Annotated in this window: 19 protein-coding genes and 1 pseudogene; 8 read left to right on the forward strand and 12 right to left on the reverse strand. The window is 70.2% G+C overall.

Annotated features, from left to right (window positions below; genetic code table 11):
* Positions 1–36 precede the first annotated feature (36 nt).
* Positions 37–2,616, reverse strand: coding sequence for an outer membrane protein assembly factor BamB family protein (locus OG735_RS28855; protein ID WP_327326054.1), 2,580 nt, complete (start codon positions 2,614–2,616; stop codon positions 37–39).
* Positions 2,617–2,652: 36 nt separating this feature from the next.
* The gene (locus OG735_RS28860) at positions 2,653–2,928 is read right to left on the reverse strand and encodes a hypothetical protein (RefSeq protein WP_327326055.1); all 276 of its coding nucleotides are present in this window, start codon (positions 2,926–2,928) and stop codon (positions 2,653–2,655) included.
* Positions 2,929–3,147: 219 nt separating this feature from the next.
* Between OG735_RS28860 and OG735_RS28865 the strand changes: the two genes are divergently transcribed.
* From OG735_RS28865 to OG735_RS28875, 3 genes are all read left to right on the forward strand, one after another.
* Positions 3,148–4,407 (forward strand): ABC transporter substrate-binding protein, encoded by a 1,260-nt coding sequence (locus tag OG735_RS28865; protein WP_327326056.1) that lies wholly within the window; start codon positions 3,148–3,150, stop codon positions 4,405–4,407.
* An 80-nt stretch (positions 4,408–4,487) separates the two neighbouring features.
* Entirely contained in the window at positions 4,488–5,462 is a 975-nt protein-coding gene (locus OG735_RS28870) for a carbohydrate ABC transporter permease (RefSeq protein ID WP_327326057.1), read from the forward strand.
* Positions 5,462–6,265, forward strand: coding sequence for a carbohydrate ABC transporter permease (locus OG735_RS28875; protein WP_327326058.1), 804 nt, complete (start codon positions 5,462–5,464; stop codon positions 6,263–6,265). The genes OG735_RS28870 and OG735_RS28875 overlap by 1 nt, the downstream gene beginning before the upstream one ends.
* 34 nt (positions 6,266–6,299) lie before the next feature.
* On the opposite strand, the gene OG735_RS28880 is transcribed toward OG735_RS28875, so the two are convergent.
* Entirely contained in the window at positions 6,300–7,298 is a 999-nt protein-coding gene (locus OG735_RS28880; RefSeq protein WP_327326059.1) for an LLM class flavin-dependent oxidoreductase, read from the reverse strand.
* Between the two features lie 81 nt (positions 7,299–7,379).
* Between OG735_RS28880 and OG735_RS28885 the strand changes: the two genes are divergently transcribed.
* Positions 7,380–8,348 carry a dihydrodipicolinate synthase family protein gene (locus tag OG735_RS28885; RefSeq protein ID WP_327326060.1) on the forward strand — a complete coding sequence of 323 codons (969 nt, stop codon included), beginning with the start codon at positions 7,380–7,382 and terminating at the stop codon, positions 8,346–8,348.
* A 230-nt stretch (positions 8,349–8,578) separates the two neighbouring features.
* Here OG735_RS28885 and OG735_RS28890 read toward each other — a convergent pair whose 3' ends face one another.
* Together OG735_RS28890 and OG735_RS28895 are read right to left on the reverse strand one after the other, a co-directional pair.
* Positions 8,579–9,580: a hypothetical protein gene (locus OG735_RS28890; protein ID WP_327326061.1), complete on the reverse strand. Its 1,002-nt coding sequence runs from the start codon at positions 9,578–9,580 to the stop codon at positions 8,579–8,581.
* Entirely contained in the window at positions 9,573–10,178 is a 606-nt protein-coding gene (locus OG735_RS28895) for an RNA polymerase sigma factor (RefSeq protein WP_327326062.1), read from the reverse strand. The genes OG735_RS28890 and OG735_RS28895 overlap by 8 nt, the downstream gene beginning before the upstream one ends.
* A gap of 217 nt (positions 10,179–10,395) precedes the next feature.
* Between OG735_RS28895 and OG735_RS28900 the strand changes: the two genes are divergently transcribed.
* The gene (locus OG735_RS28900) at positions 10,396–11,538 is read left to right on the forward strand and encodes a hypothetical protein (RefSeq protein WP_327326063.1); all 1,143 of its coding nucleotides are present in this window, start codon (positions 10,396–10,398) and stop codon (positions 11,536–11,538) included.
* Between the two features lie 144 nt (positions 11,539–11,682).
* Here OG735_RS28900 and OG735_RS28905 read toward each other — a convergent pair whose 3' ends face one another.
* The 3 genes from OG735_RS28905 to OG735_RS28915 are packed head-to-tail and all read right to left on the reverse strand — an operon-like array spanning position 11,683 to position 14,326.
* Positions 11,683–12,444, reverse strand: a complete 762-nt coding sequence (locus OG735_RS28905; protein ID WP_327326064.1) for an amidohydrolase family protein — start codon at positions 12,442–12,444, stop codon at positions 11,683–11,685.
* Positions 12,444–13,205: a hypothetical protein gene (locus OG735_RS28910; protein ID WP_327326065.1), complete on the reverse strand. Its 762-nt coding sequence runs from the start codon at positions 13,203–13,205 to the stop codon at positions 12,444–12,446. The genes OG735_RS28905 and OG735_RS28910 overlap by 1 nt, the downstream gene beginning before the upstream one ends.
* On the reverse strand, positions 13,202–14,326 hold the full coding sequence (locus tag OG735_RS28915; protein ID WP_327326066.1) for a DegT/DnrJ/EryC1/StrS family aminotransferase: 1,125 nt from the start codon (positions 14,324–14,326) through the stop codon (positions 13,202–13,204). The genes OG735_RS28910 and OG735_RS28915 overlap by 4 nt, the downstream gene beginning before the upstream one ends.
* A 116-nt stretch (positions 14,327–14,442) precedes the next feature.
* On the opposite strand from OG735_RS28915, the gene OG735_RS28920 reads away from it, so the two are divergent.
* Positions 14,443–15,681, forward strand: a complete 1,239-nt coding sequence (locus tag OG735_RS28920) for a hypothetical protein (RefSeq protein WP_327326067.1) — start codon at positions 14,443–14,445, stop codon at positions 15,679–15,681.
* Positions 15,682–15,723: 42 nt separating this feature from the next.
* Complete coding sequence (locus OG735_RS28925; RefSeq protein ID WP_327326068.1) at positions 15,724–16,800, forward strand: mandelate racemase/muconate lactonizing enzyme family protein; 1,077 nt, start codon at positions 15,724–15,726, stop codon at positions 16,798–16,800.
* A 122-nt stretch (positions 16,801–16,922) separates the two neighbouring features.
* Here OG735_RS28925 and OG735_RS28930 read toward each other — a convergent pair whose 3' ends face one another.
* On the reverse strand, positions 16,923–17,672 hold the full coding sequence (locus OG735_RS28930) for a TetR/AcrR family transcriptional regulator (protein WP_327326069.1): 750 nt from the start codon (positions 17,670–17,672) through the stop codon (positions 16,923–16,925).
* Between the two features lie 51 nt (positions 17,673–17,723).
* Positions 17,724–18,659, reverse strand: coding sequence for an AurF N-oxygenase family protein (locus OG735_RS28935; RefSeq protein WP_327326070.1), 936 nt, complete (start codon positions 18,657–18,659; stop codon positions 17,724–17,726).
* Positions 18,660–18,858: 199 nt separating this feature from the next.
* Here OG735_RS28935 and OG735_RS28940 point away from each other — a divergent pair, with 199 nt between their 5' ends.
* Positions 18,859–19,965: a ferritin-like domain-containing protein gene (locus tag OG735_RS28940; RefSeq protein WP_327326071.1), complete on the forward strand. Its 1,107-nt coding sequence runs from the start codon at positions 18,859–18,861 to the stop codon at positions 19,963–19,965.
* 83 nt (positions 19,966–20,048) lie between these two features.
* Here the strand turns inward: OG735_RS28940 and OG735_RS28945 are convergent, their stop codons facing one another.
* Positions 20,049–20,498 carry a DUF3291 domain-containing protein gene (locus OG735_RS28945; RefSeq protein ID WP_327326072.1) on the reverse strand — a complete coding sequence of 150 codons (450 nt, stop codon included), beginning with the start codon at positions 20,496–20,498 and terminating at the stop codon, positions 20,049–20,051.
* Positions 20,495–21,545: pseudogene (locus OG735_RS28950) on the reverse strand (amidase family protein). Before OG735_RS28950 ends, OG735_RS28945 begins: the two are co-directional and overlap by 4 nt.

Here is a 21,545-nt window from a genome sequence, read left to right on the forward strand (position 1 = left end):
ACTCGTTGTGGCGGAGTACGGGGATACGTCGGCGTGTCAGTCCACCGGCAGGGCGTAAAAGGTCCGGTCCCGCCGGACGACGAGATTCCGGCCGCCACCGGCGAGGGGCTCGTAGCGGGGTGTGTCGGTTCCGCTGTCCTGCGCGCCCGTCTCCTGGAACTTCCACAGCCGCTTTCCGTCGCGCGCGGCGAACGCGGTGAGCTGGCCGCTGTCGTACGCGAGTACCGTCCGGCCGCTCGTGCTGACGCCGGTCCCCGGAGTCTCGTTCGACACCGGCGCGTCGGTGGAGCGCTGCCACAGTCGACGGCCGTTCGCGGTGTCGACAGCGGACACCTGCTGGTGGTGGTTGGCGACGTACAGCATGGGGCTGCGGAGGATCGCGCCGCCGAAACCGAAGACTCCGCTCTCGCCGGGAGCCGTATCGGCCGGGGCCAGCCGCCACAGCAGCGCGCCGGTGCTGATTGTGTACGCGTTCAGCCGGTCGGCCACCGGGGCGAACAGCCTGCCCGGCGCATCGCCCACCAGGGCGGCGGCGGGATGGACGCCGGCCAGCAGCAGTGACTTGAGCTGCTTGCCGGTCTTCCGGTCGAAGGCCAGCAGCACGGATGCGCCCTTGGCGGCCTTCTGCTGAGCGGGGGTCAGGGTGGACGCGTACTGCCGTACGACGATCTCGGCGGGGCGCACACCGATCAGCTGGTACTGCGGCGCATGGGGGGCAGGTGCGCCCGGGATCCGGGTGCGCCACAGCCACTTCCGGGCGACGAGGTCGTACGCGAGCAGGTACGACTCCAGCGCGGCGCCCTTCTTGACCTGGCCGGTCATCCAGAGCGTCGTCCCGTCCAGGCCTGTCCTGCCGGTGAGCGTCAGGACCTCGCCCGGACCGGCCAGCGCGGCCTTGGCGATCCGGTGCTTGACCTGTCCATCCTGTGCCGCGATCCACAGGAACGCGTCGGGGGTGTCCACGAAGCAGAGCACGTCGTCGACGGGTACGGCGCGGGAGGCGGACGCGGCCTCCTTGCGCTGCCAGAGCGGTCTTCCGGTACGGAGATCGACCCCGGTGGACTGCTCCTTGCCGGTCAGGACCAGCACCCGGTCCTGCCAGACGGTGGCGGACAGCGGTTCGGCGGCGGTCGCCGGATGCTCGTACCGCCACACCGGCTCCGGCGGCAGCCCGGCCATCGGGGTGCGGCGCGGAGCGGGGGCGGCTTGGGCGGGTTTCTTGTCCGAGTCCCCGGCGGCGACGGCGTACACCGCGGCGCCGCCGACCACGAGCCCGGCAGCCGCGCCGACGATGCCGGTGAGCAGCGCACGCCGATCGGGCGCGGGCACGCCGGGGGGCAGCGCTGCGGGAAGGGGCGCGGTGGGAACGGGCGCTGCGGGAAGGGCCGGGGTGGGGAGCGGCGCTGCGGTCGCAGGAGCGACGGCCGGCCGTGCGACTGCGGCTGCGGTGCTGGTCGGTGCGCTCCGCGCCGCAGGTACGGCGAGCGCGGCGGTGACCCGGTCAACGCCCGCCCCGAGCCCGTCCGCCCCGGGCGCGTTGCGACCGCCGCCCACGAGCAGGGTGTCCGTGTCCCGCAGGGAGCCCGGCCCCGCGCCGACGGCGACCGCGTGCTGTGCCGCCACCGCATCCGCAGGCTTCGCGTCCGCCGGTTGGAGGTCTGCCTTCGACTGGCCGGAGCCCGAGCCGGGACCGGCCCCCCACGTATCCCCCTGCTCCAGCGACCTCACCCGCGCCGCCTGCGCCTCCACCGCAGCGACCAGGCTCGGGGGCAGCCAGCCCTCCCGGGCCAGTGCCGCCGCGCCCTCCGGGGCCAGGTCCGCCGCCACCGTGCTCGCCGAAGGGCGCTCCTCCGGAGACTTGGACAGGCAGTGGGCCACCAAGGGGCGCAACTCGCCGGGTACTCCGCCCAGTTGCGGCTCTCCGTGAGCGATACGGTCCGCGTCCGCCAGTGGGGTCGTACCCGTCGACGCGTACGCCAGCAGCAGGCCCAGGACGAAAATGTCCGACGCCGGTCCGGGCTTCGCGCCCGTCGACTGTTCCGGGGTCAGATAGCCGAGCTTCACCGTCAGTTGCCCGTCCGGACGCGCCTCCGCGACGGCGGCCGCGCCCAGTGCCCCGAACGCGGTGAGCCGCGGTCCGTCCGCCGCGAGCAGCACCGTGTCGGGCGCCAGCCCGTGCAGCACCGTTCCGGTCGCATGCACGCGCGAAAGGATCTCCGCAAGAGCCGCGCCCAGTATTCGTACCGCCCGTTCCGGAAGTGGGCCGGCCAGCGCGATGGCCTCGCGCAGCGTCAGCGCCGGGACGTACGGGCTCGCCGTCCACAGCGGCTCCCCGTCCCTGGCCTCAGCACCCTCGGTCCCTTCCGTGCCGTCCGTACTGGACTCGATCGGCGCCACCCAGCCCCCGGCCAGCCGCTGCGTCCGCCGCGTCTCCGACCGGAAGCGGCGCCGGAACGCCGTCAGCGCCGCCAGCTCCGGCCTGGCCACCGAGACGACCGCGATCGCGCCGTTCGGCCCGTGCGCGAGGTAGCGGACGCAGACCGCCGAATCCCCGTGGCGCGCCAGGGTGGTGAACGGGCCGATCTGGCGCGGATCGTCCTGCTGCAGCGGCTCCATCGAGTGCATCCCCCCTGGCGACACGGTCCCGTGATCTTATGGCGCGCCGTTCGGCTTCGACCAGGGCCACCTCAGCGTGCGGCGTTCCACGCCCTCCGGGGCGTACTCGTACTTCCAGCCGCGCTGCAGCCTCAGCCGTTTGGTGTAACCGGCCGGTACGCGCCGGTACGCGTACACCGTCGGCGGGCTGCCGTCCTCGTTCGGTACGGGGATCTCGTACCACTTCGGCGGATGGCCCGTCATCCCGACCAGGACCGGCAGCACACGCCCGTCCAGTGGCCCGCCCACGAAGGGGGTGTTCTCGCTTCTCACGTGAGCCAGTGTCACGCAGGCCCCACACGCCGTCCGCACCGGGCGCGCCCGCCGTCCGGAAGAACCCGTCTGCCGACGTGCTCGGCAGGGTCCGGGCGGCACTTCCGGCCGATCCGCTCGGCTTGTGGCATTGACACGCCAAATCCGCCCCGATACTTTCGGCCCAGGCCGAAACTAGCCGGGCTCTGGCTCCCTTTCTCAGGCCTTCCGGAGGCCCCCATGAAGACAGGCTTCAAGCGCGCCGCCGCACCTCTCGCCCTGTTCACGCTCGCCGCCCTGCTCGCCGGCTGTGGCGGAGACAGCGATTCGGGGTCGAAGAAGGTCACCGTCTGGATGTACCCGGTGATCGCCGATCCCAAGGCCAGCTCCGCCTACTGGGCGCAGATCGAGGCGGACTTCGAGAAAGCCGCGCCGGGCACCTCGCTCACCATCGAGCAGCAGCCGTGGGAGAACCGCGACCAGAAGATCGCCACGGCGTTCGGCGGCGGCAAGGGGCCGGACGTCGTCCTGCTGACGCCGGACCAGATTCCGCAGTTCTCCGCCAGCGGCGCCATCAGCCCGGTGGACGGGGCGCTCAAGTCCAGCGTCGGCAAGTTCCTGCCGGCCACCCTTGACGCGATGAAACAGAAGGGCAAGATCTACGGCGCGCCCATCTACCAGACCATCACGACCACCGTCTACAACAAGAAGTTGCTGACCGCAGCCGGTGTCGCCACACCGCCCGGCACCTGGGACGAGATCAAGGCCGCCGCCCCCAAGCTCAAGAAGAACGGCGTCGCGCTCCTCGACTACTCCGCCAGCAACGAGGCCTCGCTGAACCTCAACTTCTATCCGCTGTTGTGGCAGGCCGGCGGCAGCGTCTTCACCGAGGACGGCAAGAGGGCCGCCTTCAACAGTCCCGAGGGTGTCGAGGCGCTCACCTTCCTCACCGACCTCTACAAGGCGGGCTCGGTCCCCAGGTCGTCGATGACGAACACCAACCTCCTCGCAGACCAGGCACTCGGCAAGCAGCAGGCTGCCATGGGCTTCTCCGTCGTCCTCGCCGACGCCGAACTGGCCGCGAAGACCTGGGGCTCGGAGAACGTCGTGGTGGGAGCGCCGCTCAGGGGCCCCGCGAAGGAGGTCGCGTTCGGCATCCCCGGTGCGCTCAGCGTCAACGCCAAGTCCGGGAATGCGGCGGGCGCGGAGAAGTTCCTCGCCTTCATGACAGAGCCGGAGCAGGTCAAGTCCCTGGGCAGGGCCAGCGGTTACTTCTCACCGCGTACGGACGTCACGGTGCCGAACGCATCTCCGTACGCGAAGCAGTACCAGGCGGCGCTGGCGGACGTCAGTCCCGGTGAGCCCAACCCGGCCGCGCGCCAGCTGATGGGTCTGCTCGCGCCGGAGATCCAGGCGGCGCTGGCGGGGAAGAAGAGCCCCAAGGAAGCGCTCGACTCGGCGGCCAAGGCGGCCGACGACCTCCTGGCGCGGCAGCGTTGAGCGAGGAGATCACACGCGAAACGGCCTCGCGCGAGGCGGCCACAGGTGAACCGGCCACGCGCGAGGTGGTCTCGCATGGGGTGGCCACAGGTGAACCGGCCACGCGCGAGGTGGCCACCGTCCGCGTGCAGGCCACCGGCAAGCGGGCCGTTCGCAAGGCGGGCCGTCACCAAGGCCGGCCCGGCACCCCCGCACGACGGCGCGAGGCCCTCGTCGGCCTCGCGTTCGTGGCCCCCATGCTGGTGCTGTTCATCGTCTTCCGATTCGGCCCGACCATCGGTGCGGTGTTCCTCTCGCTCACCGACTACCGGCTCAGCGGCGAATGGCGGTTCATCGGGGCCGAGAACTACACCCGCCTGTTCGAGGACGACCTGTTCTGGGGGAGCCTGGGCGTCACCGCCGTCTACACCGCGGTCTATGTCCCGATGACCGTGCTGCTCGCTCTCGGCACGGCCGTGCTGCTGCATCGCACCATCTGGCTGCGCGGCTTCTTCCGCGGCCTGTTCTTCCTGCCCTACGTCACCAGCATCGTGCTGGCCGCCGTCATCTGGAAGTGGATCTACCAGGTCGACGACGGGCTCCTCAACGCCGCTCTCGGCGCCCTCTCCCTCGGCCCGGTCGACTTTCTCGGCGATGAGTCCCTTGTCCTGCCCTCCATTGCCGCGACCTCCGCCTGGAAGGGCTTCGGCTACACCATGCTGATCCTTCTCGCCGGGCTCCAGTCCATCCCCCGCGAGATCACCGAGGCGGCGACCATCGACGGCGCCGGCGCCTGGCAGCGCTTCCGCTGGGTGACGCTGCCGCTGCTGCGGCCCGTGCTTTTCTTTGTACTCGTCATCGAGGCGATCCAGGCCTTCCAGGTCTTCGACGCGATGTATGTCATGACCGCGGGCGGACCGATCCGGGCCAGTTATTCGCTCGTCTACTTCCTGTACGACTCGGGGTTCAAGTACTTCGACTTCGGGTACGCCAGCGCGGTCGGCCTGATGCTCTTCCTCGTAGTCCTGATCTTCTCGCTCATCCAGCGCCGGCTCATCGGAAGGGAGGCCGACTGATGGCGCGGCTCAGACTCCCCGTGCTGCTGATCCTGGTCGCGTTCGTTACCGTCACGCCGTTCCTGGTGATGGTGCTGGTCGCCTTCGCCCCGCCGGGCGGTCAGACCCTCCCCGGTGCCTTCGACCTCACCCGCGCCACCTGGCAGAACTTCTCCGACGTCCTCAACGGTGCGGACATCGGCCGCTGGGCGCTCAACTCCCTCGTGTATTCGCTGGTTTCGGTCGTGCTGATCCTGCTGTTCTCGTCGATGGCCGGATACGCCTTCGCCAAGAAGCGGTTCCCCGGGCGCGAGATCCTGTTCTGGGCATTCCTCGCGACGCTGATGGTGCCCTTTCAGGCCACCCTCATCCCGTACTACATCCTGGTGTCGAAGATGGGCGGCGTCGACACGTACTGGGGGCTGATCGTGCCGACGCTCGCCAACTCCCAGGCGGTTTTCCTGATGCGGCAGTTCATGTACCAGTTGCCCGACGAGCTCTTCGAGGCGGCGAAGATCGACGGGGCGTCGGAGTGGCGGATCTACACCACCATCGTCATTCCGCTCATCCGGCCGATCCTGGCGACCCTCGGGGTGTTCGTCTTCCTGTGGCACTGGAACGACTTCCTCTGGCCGCTGGTGATCGGGCAGTCCGAGCAGATGCGCACCCTCACCGTCGGCCTCGCCACGCTGCAGGGCGAGAACATGGCCGTGAACCAGATCATGGCCGGCGCCACCATCACCGTGCTGCCCTGCCTGCTCGTCTTCGGACTGCTCCAGCGGTATCTGACCGACTCGATCGCCACCACCGGTCTCAAGAACTGACACCGTCGGCGGTGGGCCATCCGGCGGCGCCCGCTCAGCCGGCGAGGCCCGGCAGCACCTCGGTCCCGAACGACTCGATTGCGCTGAGAGCGTCCGTCTGCGGCATGCCGGGCGGCTGGATGCGCAGCACTACGCCATCGGCGCCCATCTCGCCGTACTCGCCGAGCCGCTGCACGCACTGGTCCACCGAGCCGATCACGGAGCGCGCCTCGATGTCGTCCCACTGCTGGGCATATCGCGCGGCATCGGCCGAGGTGCGCTTCCAGTCGCCGTAGGCGTCGTACAGCCCGCGCAGCGGGCCCTCCAGGGCGGCCCGCGCCTGCTTCGAGGTGGCGGCGGCGTAGCCCTCGCGGCAGACGATGACTTCCGCGCCGAGACTCGCCGCGCCGCGTGGGTAGGAGCGGTACTCCGCGATCTTGCCGGGCAGTTCGGAGTCGAGCTCGTTGAAGGAGGTCGTCCAGCCGTCACACATCCGGGCCGTACGCTCCAGAGCGGCGGATACCCGCCCGCCGTTCCAGATGCGTGGCCGCGGGGACTGCACCGGGCGTGGCGCGAGAAAGGCATCGTCCACCGACGTCCAGCGGCCGTGGTGGGTGACCTCGTCCTCGGTCCACAGCCGGGTGACCAGCTCCAGGCACTCCTCGAAGCGGGACACGCGCTCGCGCGGCTGAGTGCCGTACAGCGTGAACTCCTCGGGCCGGTAGCCGAGTACGAAACCGGCGGTGAGCCGCCCGCCGGAGAGCACATCGATGTGCGCGAGGGTCTCGGCCAGCCACACCGGCTGGTAGACCGGGGCGATCAGCCCCGCCGTGGCGAGCCCGATCCGCTCGGTGTGCGCGGCGAGATACGCCAGAGAGGTGAGGGCCTCGTGGTAGCCGGGCCGGTGCAGATGGCGTTCGCCGAGTACCACCCAGTCGAATCCGGCCTGTTCGGCCAGCCGGACCTGCTCCACCGCATCGGCGAGCCGGGGCCGGTCGGCCTTGTCCGCGTAGAGATTGACGTAGAGGCCGACACGCATGGAGCGCTGTGACATTCTCGCTGGCCCTTCCTTTACGGTCCGGGCCGTAAAGGCTAGCGTGTCGCCAACGACCGCAACAGACGGGAGAGATCGCCCATGTCTGCGACGGAGGACCTGGTACGCGGGCTGCGCGGCACCGTACTGCCCGCGGTGGCCACGCCCATGGATCCCCGGGGAGTCGTGGACCTGGACGCGCTGCGCGGTTACGCCGAGCGGATCGCGGCCGAGCGGATCGGCGGCGTGGCCGTCTGGGCACACACAGGCCGCGGTCTTCATCTCTCCGGGCCCGACCGTCATCAGGTGCTGCGCATCTGGCGGGACGTGGTCGAGGGGCCGATCGTGGCAGGAGTGGGGGTGCCACGCTCGGTCCGCCCCAGCAACCTGCGGGAGGCATGGGACGCCACCGTCGCGATGGCTGTGGAGGCGGCCGGTCTCGGCGCTGACGCGGTCATGGTCTATCCGCTGGCGCAGTTCGCCGAGCGCCCCGGGGGACAGTCGGAGGCGGTACGGCTGCATGAGCGGGTGGCCGAGGAGAGCGGGCTGCCGGTCCTCGGCTTCTTTCTGCACGGCGAGGCGGGCGGCTATCCCTACCCGCCCGAGCTGATCCGCCGGCTGCTCGCGCTGCCGTCCGCCGCCGGGGTCAAACTCGCCACGCTGGACCGGGCGATGGCCTGCCAGGACGCGATCCGCGCGGCAGGCGAGAGCGGCAAGCTGGTCATCACCGGCGAGGACCGTATGTTCGGTCCCTCGCTGATGTGGGGCGCGGACTCCGCGCTGGTGGGCATCGCGGCGGCGCGGGTGTCCCTGACGACGGCGGTCCTGGACTGCTGGCGGGCGGGTGACCACACCGGGTTCGTACGGGCGTCGGCCCGGCTGGACCGGTTCGCGGAAGCGACCTTCCTGGCGCCCATCGAGGGCTATGTGCAGCGGATGCTGTGGGCGGCGGTCTGGGAGGGGCTGATCCCGGAGGAGGCGGCGCACGATCCGTACGGCCCCACGCTGCCGCCGACGGAGCGGCAGGTCGTGGTTGATTGCCTGGCGCAGCTCGCGAAGGACGATGACTAGTCCGCAGCCCGACCTGAGCCGGCCCGGACCGCGGCAGCTTCACCCTGAAGAGGCAAACCCGTATGACTGCCGCACGGGTGTGACCTGCCGCAAAGCAAGACCACTAGTGGATCGTGGTGGCCTTGGAGTCGGCGGTGTTCACAGTCCCCTTGTGCTGCCGGTCGATGCGGTTGAATGCGGGACCGCCGGCCGCGCCTGGCTGCTGCCGGGGACTGCCCTTGCCGACGGATTCAGCGGCGCTGACCCGCCTTGTCGACGATGTCGGTGGAGACCCGGGTGGCTGTGGCGATCACTGTGCCCTTTGCCACGAAGGGTCCCCCCGATGCCTTGCCGCCCACGTAGTAGCCGACTCCGGCCACGTAGCGGACGCCCCGGTAGGCGTGGGTCCTGGGGTCGAGCAGCACCTGGATGCTGTTGCGCTCGGTCGCGTAGTCGCGAAAGTTGCCCTCGATGCCGATCGCGACTGCCGTCCGTCCCGCGCCGTCGGTGACCTCGGCCGGCTTCGTCACCCCGTCAAGACCGGTGATGATCCTGTAGATCGTGCCGACTTTGTCGGGCGCGACCACGGGTGATCCGGAAAGGATCTCAACGATCTCCGTGAAGTCCCGCTGCGCCTGGGTCATGCGCGGCGCGCTGACGCTCCGGCTGGGGATGGACCGCTGACGGATCATCCGAAGCGCGGCGGGCGGGTCGTCGGGGAGGTCGGCCACCAGGGCGTCGGAGAGCCGGGGCGAGAGCATCTCCCACCCTCCCTGATAGCGGTCGTTCCACACGTCGACGTCGTTCGGGTCCTTCGAGCTCTCATCCGGCGTGGCCAGTGCCCCGCCGTCGTAACGGACCCACTTGTCCTGGTAGAGCGGCTTCGCCGGCTTGGCCACGCACGGCTGTGAAGAAGGCCCCAGATTGAAATAGCCGGCTTCGCTGTAGCCGATCGTGCTGGCGCCGCTGCCGCACTGCCACGTGTCCCACCGGACCTGTTGGTGCACCCACTGGCCGGGCCGGGGCGTGGGTACCGCGGACGTGTTGTCCTGCTGCCTCAGTGGCAGTGTGGTCAGCAGGGCGGCGGCCGTCACCGCGGCGGCCGCACCGACGGCCGCGAACTTCCATCCCCCGCGCCCGCGCCGTGGCTTGGCGATCTCGTCCAGCAGACGTTGCCGGGCCGGGGTGAGCCGGGCGTGGTCGGGTACGGGAGCGTCGGCGCGCAGCTGCCGGACCGCTGTCATCTCATCCACGGCCCGCCACCTCCTGGAAGTCGTATACGAGCGTGGGGTCGACGCCGCCGAGAGCGCTGCGGACCTTCTTGCGGGCCCGGTTGAGGCGGGAGCGGACCGTGCCCACCGGGATGGACAGTGCTTCGGCGACCTCCTGGTAGCCGAGGTCGGCCCAGGCGACCAGCAGCAGTACATGCCGGTCACCTGCCGACAGGGCGGCCAGGGCACCCGCGAGCAGCCCCTGTGCCGCCTGGGCAGCGACCCGGTTGTCGGAACGGTCGGTCCAGGACTCGGCCACGGGGTCGTGGCGGGTGCGGGCCAGTGCCCTGAGCGCACGTACCTCGGTGCGGCGATGCCTTCCGATCAGGTTGGCGGCTATCCCGTACAGCCAGGGCTGGGCGCTTGAGCGTGCGACGTCGTAGCGCGCACGCATGCGAAATGCGGTCAGGAAGGTGTCGGCGGTGATGTCCTCGGCCGACCCCTCGCCGAGCCGGCGGGCCGCATAACGATGAATTCCCGCGGCGTGCCGGCGATAGAGCTCGCCGAAGAGCTCGGGGCGCTCAAGGGAGTCGGCGATGATCGTGGCGTCCTCGTCAGGTCTGCCGGGCGAGCCGTTCACGCGGTCTCCCGTGTCTGCTGTCGGTGGGGGGACATCCTTTATTGCCCGAAGCCCGCGAAGGGGTTCACGGTTCACGGCTGCGCCCTGGCGCGAATCCCTACCGGCTCCCGGCCGCGGTCATGGGCGTGAACTCGTTGCCTGGCTACGGGCAAGTAGAAGTGACCGATCATTTTGAACCGTGGGGAGTGGAGTTCTGTTGAGGCACTCGGTGAGAGATGTGGGGAGCAGATGGGCCGGGGCGCTGCTCGCGGTATTGGCGCTGTTTACGTCGATGTTGGTTTCGGCAGGCCCCGTCCAGGCTGCCGCGCCCCTGCCAGGAGGTAAGGCGAACTGGGTCGTCTCCGTCGGCCATATGGATCTGGCCTCGAAGGACAACTACCGCAACTGGGTGCGGCTCGGGTACTACGTCTTCAACACCAACGGCACGGTGACCACCAGCTACTGGAACTGGAACCAGCGGGACCAGCCTCGGCGGGTGGATGCGATGACCGCGGACTGCGGCGGGGCTGTACCCACGTGCACAGTCCGGACGGTCGATGGGTTCGCCGACGACCCCACGGGGGGTTTCCAGGGCACCTTCGGCTACACGACCGACGGACGGCTCGCCGTGACGTGGAACCAGGACACGGCTGGGAAGCCGCTCACAGACCCACTCACCGAATACTGGAACCTGGAGACCGGACTTGCCTCCGGAGGGGTGGCTCGGATCACCAGCCCTACGTTCTACGGCGCATACGGCAATGACGTTGAGGTTCCAGCCCCGGGGGTTTTCTCCACCTACACGGCCAACTTCGGTGTCGGATACGGCAGCAATGCTTCGCTGGACCGCGCGAGCAGGGCGACCATGAGCCAGCTCATCAATGACCCGCGCTACAACGCCCAGCCGTACAAGGGTGCTTTCGTCGTGACAAAGGCATCGTCGTCGGACCCCGACACCCGCACAGGCATCGTGGGACGCGAAGGGGCGGGCGGAACCTGGTCCTTCGGCGCCGCATCGAATCCGTGGCGGCTCTGCAATGGCAGTCCGTGCATGGGCTGGCTCCAGCCCAACAGCAGTTGCAGCGGGACGGACAAGGACCGCGTGCGCTATATCGGAGAAGTCGGCGGGGGCAGGCGCAACACCGAGGAGTACTGGTGCCAGTCCCTGGCCCAGGGGCAGCCCTGCTACAAGCACAACTCACATCCCCGCCCGATGCTTCAGGTCATCGACGACTCCGGAAAGTTCCAGGGATGGGTGGGTGTTGAAGCGTTCACTCACGTGAGCACCAGCACCGGGCTGCCGGACAGCAGCTGGGTCGCAGGCTATTGGGGCATCTTCGACACGGTCTCGGCAGCTCTCCAGCCAAAACTCCCGAACTGACCCGCTCGACGTGGCGTCAACCATCAGGCATGTACCGAAAGTCGAGCATCTCATTCCTTCTGGGATGGCGCGGCGCCTGGTGTGGATCGGCTGCTGATCAAGTTGGCTGCCCCGGCTACGGGGAGTCCCGGGGGCAGCTTCCCGTTACGGGCAGGGGCGGGTTGGGGACGGAACCGCCCCCAACCCGAACAGCTCCGCCGCGTTGCGCCACAGCACCCGCTCCAGCTCCGCCATGGTGAACCCGGCGTCGCGGATCACACCGAGCGACACACACGGGTCGATCAGCGTCGCGTCCGTCCCGAACAGCAGCCTCTCCACCGGCACCCCGGCCTCGCGCGCGTACGCCACGCGGCCCGCGTCCGTCGCCGTGCGGCAGTGCTCCAGGTAGAGCCGGTCGCACGCGGCCGCGGCGTGTGCCGCCTCGCGCCAGGCGTCGCCGCCCGCATGGCCCATGATCACGCGCAGTCCGGGACGGGACGCCAGCAACTCGGGAAGCAGCGTGACTTCACGGCCCCAGGTGTGCAGCAGCAGCGGCACACCGGCCTCCGCGACCACGTCGAAGGCCTCCGCCATCTCCCGTGACCCCGGCAGCCGTCCCGGATAGTGGGTGTGGATCTTCGCTCCCACGAACCTCCCGGTGTCCAGACAGCGCCGCAGGTCCGCAGCGCTCTTCTCGGGCCGGTTGGGGTTTACCACCGCGTATCCGTACAGCCGCGGCTGGTGCGCCAGCACCTCGCGCAGTGCCGCGTTGCCCGCCACCGCGTCGTACACCACCGCCTCGGCGGACGACACGAGCTGCAGATCGATGCCGTACCGGTCCATCTGCCGCAGATTGGTGTCCGCGTCCCCGGTGGTCAGATGGAACTGCCAGCGGCCCACATGCGCGTGCACATCGATGATCGGCATCAGGCCAGCAGCTCCTCGACGTTCTTGGTGGTGATCGCGGCGCGGTCGTCGTCCGAGATGTCCGCGTACCGCAGCCGCAGTGTCTGCGGCGAGATGTCCATGAACGGCGTGCGCGAGCCGAAGACCAGATGCCGCGGGCCCACCGAGTCCACCACGCGTTCGATGGAGTCGGGCCCGGACAGCATCCGGGTGGTGGCCCGGAAACCGGGTTCCTCCTGGGCCAGCAGCAGGAAGTCGGCCAGCAGATAGGCGTGCAGATCGAGGAAGACCACATCGGCGCCGCGGCCCGCGAGCGGCGGTCCGAAGCGGCGCGGGTCGCCGTCGTGCAGCAGCGCCATGCCGCGGTCCAGGGCGAGCGAGACCACCCGCCGGTAGCCGGGGAAGCCGGGCTCGGCCGCCTGCTCGACGGTGAACAGCCGCAGGAATCGCACGCCGGCGGCGGAAAGTTCGTCCAGCCGGGCCTCCGCGGTCAGCGCGTCCCGTACGTCGACCGTGCCGACCGGCAGGAGCTCCGGGCAGTCCGCGAGATCGCGCAGTGTCTCGGCGTTGCCGGCCTCGTCGTCGAAGAGCGGGCCCCGGGTGGACAGCGCCAGCGCGCCGGCGACGGGGGAGCGGGCCAGCCGGGCCCTGACCTCCTCGAGCCCGACATCGAGGTGGTGCCGCGGCCATGACCCGTACAGCACATCCACGTCCCAGCCGACTTGTTCCGCCGGTGTCGGATGCAGCCACTCGTACGCGTTCAGCCACTCATACGCGCTCATCGTGATCCCGCCTCGCCCAGGGCCCGGGCGATCCGGTCAACATCGCCCTCGGTGTACGCCTCGTTCCACTGCAGCACCAGCAGCGTACGGTCGATCAGCCGCTCCGCGCGGGGACACAGGCCCGGCGGATACCCGGGCAGTGCCGGATTGGCGTACAGCGGCCGCTCCAGATAGCCGGGCAGCGCCGGTACGCCCGCGGCCTGGAGGCTCTTCGCCCAGCGGGAGTTGTCCTCGACCAGGAGCGGCACCACCCACCAGGCGTGACCTGCGCGCTGCGCGGGCATCCGGGCGCCGTCGAGCCCGGCGATCGCGGCGGCCAGCCGCTCGGCCCGCTCCCGCCGCAGCCGGACGACCTCGGCGACACGGGTGAGCTGGACCCTGGCCACCGCGGCGGTGAGCTCGGTCATCCGGTAGTTGAGGCCCGCTTCGCGGTGGATCCGGCCCTCCGTACGGTCCCAGCCCTTGTCCATGAACAACCGCATATGGCGGGCGAGGGCGGGGTCGTCGGTGACGGAGAGACCGCCGTCGCCGGCGGTGATGTGCTTGTACTGCTGAAGGCTGAAGCAGGCGATGTCCCCCCGCGTGCCCAGCAGCCCGCCCGCCGTGTCCTCCCCGAGCCAGGCCTGGGCGCAGTCCTCGATGAGTACGAGTCCGTGCCGGTCGCAGATCGCGCGCAGCGCGCCGACGTCCGCGGCACCGCCGAAGAGATGCACGGCGATGACGGCCTTCGTACGTGGGGTGACGGCGGCCTCGACGGCCTCCGGGTCGAGATTGCCGTCCTCGGGGCGTACGTCGGCGAACACCACGCGCGCCTGCTGTGCCAGTACGGGCGCGACCGTCCCGAAGTCGGAGAGCGGCGTGGTGATCACTTCGTCCCCCGGGCCGACGCCGGCCGCCGCGACGGCCAGATGCAGCGCCGCCGTCCCCGAGCTGGAAGCCACCACCTCGGCGCGGGAGTACAGCTGCGCCATCTCGGCTTCCAGGGAACGTGCTTCACTGCCGAAGGCGCTGCACAGCACCGCCGAGTCCAGTACGCGCAGGACCGCGGCCCGTTCCTCCTCACCGAAGGTGCGGCCGCGCGGGCCGAGAACTGTTGGCAGGTGCATTTCCCGTTCGGGCATCGGGGCACTATCCTCTCGGCAAGCCTGCAGTTATGGCCTGGGCCGAAATTAGGACGGCCGTTGGCAGGCGTCAAGAAGCACCCCCGGAACCACTCCAGAAGAACGGAGACCGGCCGATGGCTCTCACGGTCGGAGTGATCGGCCCCGACGACCTCGTGCACAAGGTGATCGCGGTCGGCGACCCGGCCGGAGCGGTCCGGCTGGTGGCTCTTCCGTACCGGCACGAGGACGAGACCCTCGAGGTGGTCGCCAAAGCACGGTCGGAGGTCGACGCTCTTCTCTTCACGGGCGTCGTACCGCATACGCTCGCCACGGCCGCGGGCCTGGTCGACCTGCCCGCGATGTACGTGCCGTACAACGGCGCGACCCTGCTGCGCGCGCTCGTCGAACTGCTCCGCCTCGGCCATGACGTCTCCCGTATCTCCATCGACACGCTGCGCCGCAGTGAGGTCATGGAGACGCTCACCGAGGCCAAGCTCCCCACCGAGCATGTGCATGTACTGCCGTACCGGCCGGGACTGACCTCGCGGGACCTGGCCGACTTCCATCTCGCCGCGCGCGACGAGAAGGAGACCCGGGTCGCCATCACCTGTCTCGGCTCGGCCTTCCAGCTGCTCGACCACGAGATGCACGCCGTACGTCTGGCGCCGTCCCGGCACTCCATACGCTCCACGCTCCTGGCCCTGACGCTCGCCACCGCGGGACAGCACAGCGGAGACGCGCAGGTCGCTCTCGGCATCATCGATCTCCCGGCGGCCGACCAGGAGCTGGCGGCGGATCTGCGGGTGCTGGGCGGCAGCCTCGTCGACCTGCCCGACGGGCAGCGGCTGGTCGTCACCACGCGCGGAGTGCTGGAGACGGTGAGCGAGCAGTTCACCCGGCTGCCGTTCCTCGACGACCTGGCGGCCCGGCACGGCACCGCGCATGTGGGCTTCGGTCTCGGCCGTACCGCCGCGGAGGCCGAGTCGCTGGCCAGGCGCGCGGTCAAACGGGCCCGTTCGGCGGGCGCGGTGGCCGGAGTCGTCTCGATGACCGACGACGTCGACATCGTGATCGACGGCCAACGGTCCGCGGACGCGCCGCCCGCACCGCCGGCGGGCCCGGAGAGCACGGTGACGCTCGCCCGCCGCGTCGGACTGAACCCGGGGACGCTGGACCGGCTGCGCGAACTGGCCGCCCAGGACCCGGAGTCGGGCATCACCGCGCACCGCGTGGCCGAGCACCTCTCCGTCCAGCAGCGCACGGCCCGCCGCATCCTCAAACGTCTTGAACGGGCGGGCCTGGCCGTCCCCACGGCCGACCGGCAGCAGGGCCAGACCGGCCGCCCCCCGATCGTCTACCGCGTACGCATCTGAGCCCGGTTTTACGGTCCGGGCCGTAAGTCGAAGGAGCCGCGCGTGAAGATCGCCTCGATCAACACCCGTGTCGTCAGGGCCCCTTACCGGCGCCCGTTCGTCATCAGCAGCGGAACCAGCCCCGAACTCATCAGCCTGGTTGTCGAAGTACGTACCGCCGACGGTGACTACGGCCTCGGCGAGGCCTCTCCGATGACCGCCTACACCGGGGAGACCCTCGCCGGACTCGAAGCTGCCCTCACCGAGCACGCCGCACCCGCGCTCATCGGCCGCGACCCCCGCGACCTGGCGGGAGCGCACGCCGCCATGGACACCGCCATCCGCGGCCAGCACCTCGCCAAGGCGGCCCTCGACATCGCGCTGCACGATGTGGCGGCGCGGGCGGCGGGCTGGCCCCTGCACCTGCTGCTCGGCGGCTGCGCCCGCCCGCGCGTCCCCACCACCTGGGTGGTGGGCCTCGGCACGGTCGAGGAGATGGCGGAGGAGGCGACCGTGTACGCCGCGAAGGGCTTCACCCACATCAAGGTCAAGGGCGGCGAGGACCCGGAGCTCGACGAGCAACTGGTCCGTTCCGTGCGCAAGGCGGTCCCGGACTCCGTCGAGCTCTCCCTGGACGCCAACGAGGGCTACGACCCCGGCACCGCGGCCAGGACGGTGGCCCGGCTGGCCGACGCCGGCCTCGACCTGGTCGAACAGCCGCTGCCCCGCTGGGACTTGGCCGGCATGGCCGCACTGCGCAGCAGTGGCGGTGTGCGCGTGATGGCCGACGAGAGCATGCAGTCGCTGCACGACGCCCTGGCGATCGTCCGCGGCGGCGCCGCCGATGTCCTCAACATCAAGATCCTCAAGGTGGGCGGGCTCCACCGGGCCCGGCAGGTCGCCGCGCTCGCCGAGTCCGCGGGCCTCGCCGTGAAGATCGGCACCATGCCGGAACTGGGTGTCGCCACACTGGCCGCCGCCCATCTGGCCGCCGCACTTCCGCATGCCACGGTTCCGGCGGATCTGGTGGGGCCGCTGCTGGTGCACGCGGAGCCGCTGGCCCCTACGGCGTTTGCGGGGGTGGGGGACACGGGGTGGATGGACGTGCCGGTGGGGCCGGGCCTGGGCCACGACCTGTAACGCCTGCGACGGTCTTTCCCCAGCCGGACGGGCTCACTTTGAGCCCCGCCGGCGATGGGGGCGCGGGGTCCGGGGCGGAGCCGCGGGAAGGGGCGGGTAAGGGAACAGGCCCGCCGTAAGCGTCAATCCAACCCCGACGGTCGCTGTCGCAGGTGGTCCGCGGCCGACACCACCGGCCCCACCCGCCTCGCCAGCGTCCCCACCGCACCCGTCGGCGTCTCCAGCGCGACCAGGTCCCGCATCGCCCCCGCCGTTTCCTCATCCGTCGCCGCCGTCGCCACCAGCAGCGCGATGAAATGGTGGACCAGCCAGTCACGCAGCTCATCGGCCGGCGGCTGCTTGCCCTCGTCCAGCCAGATCAGCGACGCCGCCTCGACGGCCGCGATCCAGGTGCGCACCATCAGCCGCAGCCTCAGTCCGGGACGGGCCACCCCGGAATGGGCGAGGACATGCTCCGCCGCGGCCCGCCGCACCTCGTCGACGATCGCGGTCGTACGGGACGTCTCGGCGACGCTGCCGCCGCGCAGCAGTGCGCTGAACCCGGCGTCGTGCTCGTCGACGAAGACGAGATAGCGGTCGAGCACCCGGGAGAGCCGCTCGGTCGGCGGACCGGCGGGCAGCTCGGCGAAGCACCGCTCCAGCTGGTCGGCGGCGGACCGCAGTGCCGTCTCGTACAACTGCTGCTTGCCGCCGGGGAAGTAGCGGTAGACGAGGGGCCGGGACACACCGGCCGCCTCCGCCACATCGTCGAGCGAGATCTCGTCCGGCGGCCGGTGCGCGAAGAGCGTGAGCGCGGCGTTGAGAAGCTGTTTACGGCGCTCCTCGACGCTGAGCCGTCGGTACGCACGGGTCGCTGGGGCGGGACTGGTCATGCTCCGCAGCGTAACCGCACTGTTCGTCACCGTACGGGCGGGCGACGAGTATCACGCCAGCAGGCCGGACGCCTTCCACAGCCGTCGGCCGGGCCCTCGCAGCACCCCGATGTCGTCCAGGAAATCGGTGAGCCGCTTCGCGCCCGACTGCATCACCTCGCGCCGGTGTCCGCTCGCCTTCACCTGCGCGACCGCCTCGCGCCGGTCCAGGCCGATGTTCGTGTACACCTGCGGATTGACGAAGCAGACGGAGAAGACCCGTGCCGCCTCTCCGCTGCTGATCCGGGTGACCTCCTGCTCCCAGCGCGGCGCGGTCACCATCTGGCGCCGCAACTCCTCGCGGGCGTACCGCACGTGCCGTGCCTCCTCCACCACATGGATACGGGTGACGCCGCGCACCAGCGTCTGCACGCGCTCGTCCGGGAAGGTCAGCCGCTGCATCCAGTCGAGGATCTCCTCGCCGAGCAGTGTCGCCGCGAACGAACCGGGCGTGGTCGAGACGGTCTTCAGCACGCGTGCCAGATTGTGGTACATCCGCGGCACCGGATAGGCGGGCGCCCCGCTCTTCTGGATCATCCTGGCGAACATCATCGAGTGCCGGCACTCGTCCGCGATCTCGGTGAGCGCGTAGCGCACATGGTTGCTGGTCACGGACTTGTCGTAGATGTGGCGCACCAGCAGCTGCATCAGGATGATCTCGAACCAGATGCCGAGCGAGGCGAGCGAAGCGCCCTCGTGCCTGGCCAGTTCCAGCCGTTGTTCCTCGGACATCTTGTGCCAGAGCGGGGTGTCGTAGAGGGAGAGCAGCTCCGGCGGCCAGAACCACTTGCCCTCCTCGATGGGAGACTCCCAGTCGAGCTCCTTGTCGGGGTCGAAGGAGTGCTTGGCGGAGGACTCGAGCAGCCGCTCGGCGACCCGTTCGCGGTCCCGGAGCGGGCCGAGTGCGTCGTGGAGCAGCTGCACATCGCGATCGGTCACGGTTGTCATGGCGGAGGGCACCTCACGAGTCGGCATCGGGTCCGGGAATCGCCCCCGGGCAGGCCGAGGCCCGGGGCACGCCTTATGAGACTCCATGTCAGCAAGGTCGTCAATCCCTTGCGTGCGACTTGTTGACTCCTCGTCTACCAACGTGTGAGCCTGCCAACTGTCCTTGGTTGTCACGGGATATGAGGCGAAGGAGCCGTCAGTGTCGACGCACGATCGCTATACACGCGCCCCGGAACACTCCCTCTGGCAGGTCCCGGCCTCAGGCGCGGCCCGCTTCAGCTGGGAGTACGAGGACGGCCGCGACCGTCTCCTCGCCCTGTACCAGAAGGGCAAGGACAAGCAGTGGGACGGCGCCAAGCGCATCGACTGGGACCTGGAGGTCGATCCGTACGATCCGCTGGGCACCCCCGACGAGGCGCTCACGCTCTACGGCTCCCGCCACTGGGCGAAGCTCACCGAGAAGGACAAGGGCGAGCTGCGCAGGCACTACACCTCCTGGCAGTTCAGCCAGTTCCTGCACGGCGAGCAGGGCGCGATGGTGTGCGCGGCGAGGATCGTCGAGTCGGTCCCGGATCTGGACGCGAAGTTCTACTCCGCCACCCAGACCATGGACGAGGCCCGGCACGCCGAGATCTACAGCCGGTTCCTGCACGAGAAGATCGGGATGCTCTACCCGATCAACGACAACCTCCAGGGCCTGCTCGGCGACACCCTGCGCGACTCCCGCTGGGACATGCCGTACCTGGGCATGCAGGTCCTCATCGAGGGCCTCGCGCTCGCGGCGTTCGGCCTGCTGCGCGACACCACGGACAAGCCGCTGCCCAAGCAGATCCTCGCGTACATCATGCAGGACGAGGCCCGCCATGTGGCCTTCGGGCGGATGGCGCTGCGCGACTACTACAAGGAGCTCAGCGACGCGGAGCTGCGTGAGCGCGAGGAGTTCGTCATCGAGGGCTGCTACCTGATGCGCGACCGGCTGAGCGGAGTGGAGGTCCTGGAGAACTTCGGCATCCCCAAGCAGGAGGCGGCCGAGCTGTCCGAGCAGTCCGAATACCTGCAGCTGTTCCGGAAGTTGCTGTTCAGCCGGATCGTGCCGTGTGTCAAGGACATCGGACTGTGGGGCGAGCGGCTGCAGAAGGCCTATCTGGACATGGGCGTCTTCGAGATGGGCGACGCCAACCTCGACCTGCTGATGTCCCAGGACGAGGAGATCGCCGAACAGCTCGACCGCGAGCGCTTCGCGGCGGAGGAGCAGGCACGGGTGTCCGAGGTCGAGGAGGCGATCGCGGACGGCGCGCCCTCCTGAGTCGGCGGGTCGACCTCACCGCCGTCAACCGCCGTCGACTCAGGGGTACCACTCGCGGGGGCGCGGGGCCCGAGGCCGGCTGATCACTCCGCTCCCGGCGGGAACGACGTCCGCAGCGTGAACGCGTGCGGCGTCGGCCCGTGCTCGCGTATGTGCAGCAGGCGCCTCTCCGCCTCCTGCACCGTCGGGCGGTGGCCCGGCTCCACCCACCACAGGGTGGTCATGATCTCCTGCATCCGCTCGAACCACTCGTAGCGGCGGCCCAGCAGCTCCCGGTGCTGTCCCTGGTACATGAACGCCGTCAATGCATTGGTGTCCCGCCACACCGACATGTTCACGATCAGCCACTCGTCCCCGAACACCGGCACGTCCGTGGCATTGCCGGTGTCGCTCTTCAGTCGCCAGATGAAGCCGTCCGCCGCGTCCGCGACCCCGTTCACCGGATCGAGGCCGTCGACGAAATCCTTCAACTCCGGGGAATCCAGCGGGAATTTGAGTCGGGCTATGTTCACCTGGGCGAGTTCGAAGGTCATGGGCGCACGATAATCGTGTCCTGCTCCGCCGCCACCGCCATTTCGAGGAGCGAGACGTCCGCGCCGCGCGCCGCCACCAGCTGCAGGCCGACCGGGCAGCCGTCACTCGTGAAGCCGGCCGGGATGCTGGCCGCCGGATGGCCGCTGAGATTGAACGCCCAGGTCAGTGCGGTGGAGTAGAGCTCGCCAGGGCCGTCGTGGCCATGCGGGCGGTTCGGGGTCGCCGGAGTGAGCAGCAGCTCCGTGTCCGCGAAGAGCGCATCGAGCCGGCGGTCGTTCTCGCCGCGCACCGCCGCCCCCGCCGATGGCTCCCCGCGCCGCACCGCCTGCCAGGCCTCCCGCGGGTCGAGCAGGGCGAGCGGCCGCCCGTCGAGGCGTACGATTCCGGCCGCCGCCAGTCGTTCCGCCGCCGCCCGCGCCACCGACTCCACCTCAGGTTCCGTCCGCGCGAAGCCCAGGTCCGCGGACCAGCGCGCCCGTACCGGCAACTCCACCCGCACGTCCTCGTACCCGTCGAGCACACAGCGCAGATACGCTCCCGCGTCCGCCGCCGAACGGGTCAACACGCCCGCCGAGGCCAGACCCGTCCGGTCCGGGGACGGCAGCAGCCCGTTCGTCGTCTTCAGGCCGAACACCCCGCACCACGCCGCCGGGATCCGCACTGAACCGGCCCCGTCGCCGCCGGTGGCGAGCCCCACCATCCCCCGCCGCGACCGCCACCGCCGAGCCTGCCGATGAACCGCCCGGCGTACGGTCCGCACGCCACGGGTTGACCGTACGGCCGTGGGCGCCGAGACCCCAGGTCTGCCAGTACGTGCCGGGGCCCGGCACCGCCGTCGAGCCGACCGCCACCGCGCCCGCCGCGATCAGCCGCCGGGCCGCGTACGAATGGATGCCGGAAGGGCCCTTGACCGCGAACGGGCGTCCAGCCAGCGGGAGTTCGGGGTCCACCTCGCGCGCGAGCGCCTGCTCGGGCCACACCTCGACGAAGGCGCACAGGTCAGGGTCCAGCCGCGCGATCCGCTCCAGCGCATCCACCACCGTCAT

The organism is Streptomyces sp. NBC_01210, from assembly GCF_036010325.1.
GTDB lineage: Bacteria > Actinomycetota > Actinomycetes > Streptomycetales > Streptomycetaceae > Streptomyces.

Bases quoted from the DNA above. Each gene is read 5' to 3' on its own strand.
- OG735_RS28855 (WP_327326054.1), bottom strand. From the start codon at position 2,616: ATGGAGCCGCTGCAGCAGGACGATCCGCGCCAGATCGGCCCGTTCACC.
- OG735_RS28865 (WP_327326056.1), top strand. From the start codon at position 3,148: ATGAAGACAGGCTTCAAGCGCGCCGCCGCACCTCTCGCCCTGTTCACG.
- OG735_RS28875 (WP_327326058.1), top strand. From the start codon at position 5,462: ATGGCGCGGCTCAGACTCCCCGTGCTGCTGATCCTGGTCGCGTTCGTT.
- OG735_RS28880 (WP_327326059.1), bottom strand. From the start codon at position 7,298: ATGTCACAGCGCTCCATGCGTGTCGGCCTCTACGTCAATCTCTACGCG.
- OG735_RS28885 (WP_327326060.1), top strand. From the start codon at position 7,380: ATGTCTGCGACGGAGGACCTGGTACGCGGGCTGCGCGGCACCGTACTG.
- OG735_RS28905 (WP_327326064.1), bottom strand. From the start codon at position 12,444: ATGCCGATCATCGATGTGCACGCGCATGTGGGCCGCTGGCAGTTCCAT.
- OG735_RS28910 (WP_327326065.1), bottom strand. From the start codon at position 13,205: ATGAGCGCGTATGAGTGGCTGAACGCGTACGAGTGGCTGCATCCGACA.
- OG735_RS28915 (WP_327326066.1), bottom strand. From the start codon at position 14,326: ATGCCCGAACGGGAAATGCACCTGCCAACAGTTCTCGGCCCGCGCGGC.
- OG735_RS28920 (WP_327326067.1), top strand. From the start codon at position 14,443: ATGGCTCTCACGGTCGGAGTGATCGGCCCCGACGACCTCGTGCACAAG.
- OG735_RS28930 (WP_327326069.1), bottom strand. From the start codon at position 17,672: ATGACCAGTCCCGCCCCAGCGACCCGTGCGTACCGACGGCTCAGCGTC.
- OG735_RS28935 (WP_327326070.1), bottom strand. From the start codon at position 18,659: ATGACAACCGTGACCGATCGCGATGTGCAGCTGCTCCACGACGCACTC.
- OG735_RS28945 (WP_327326072.1), bottom strand. From the start codon at position 20,498: ATGACCTTCGAACTCGCCCAGGTGAACATAGCCCGACTCAAATTCCCG.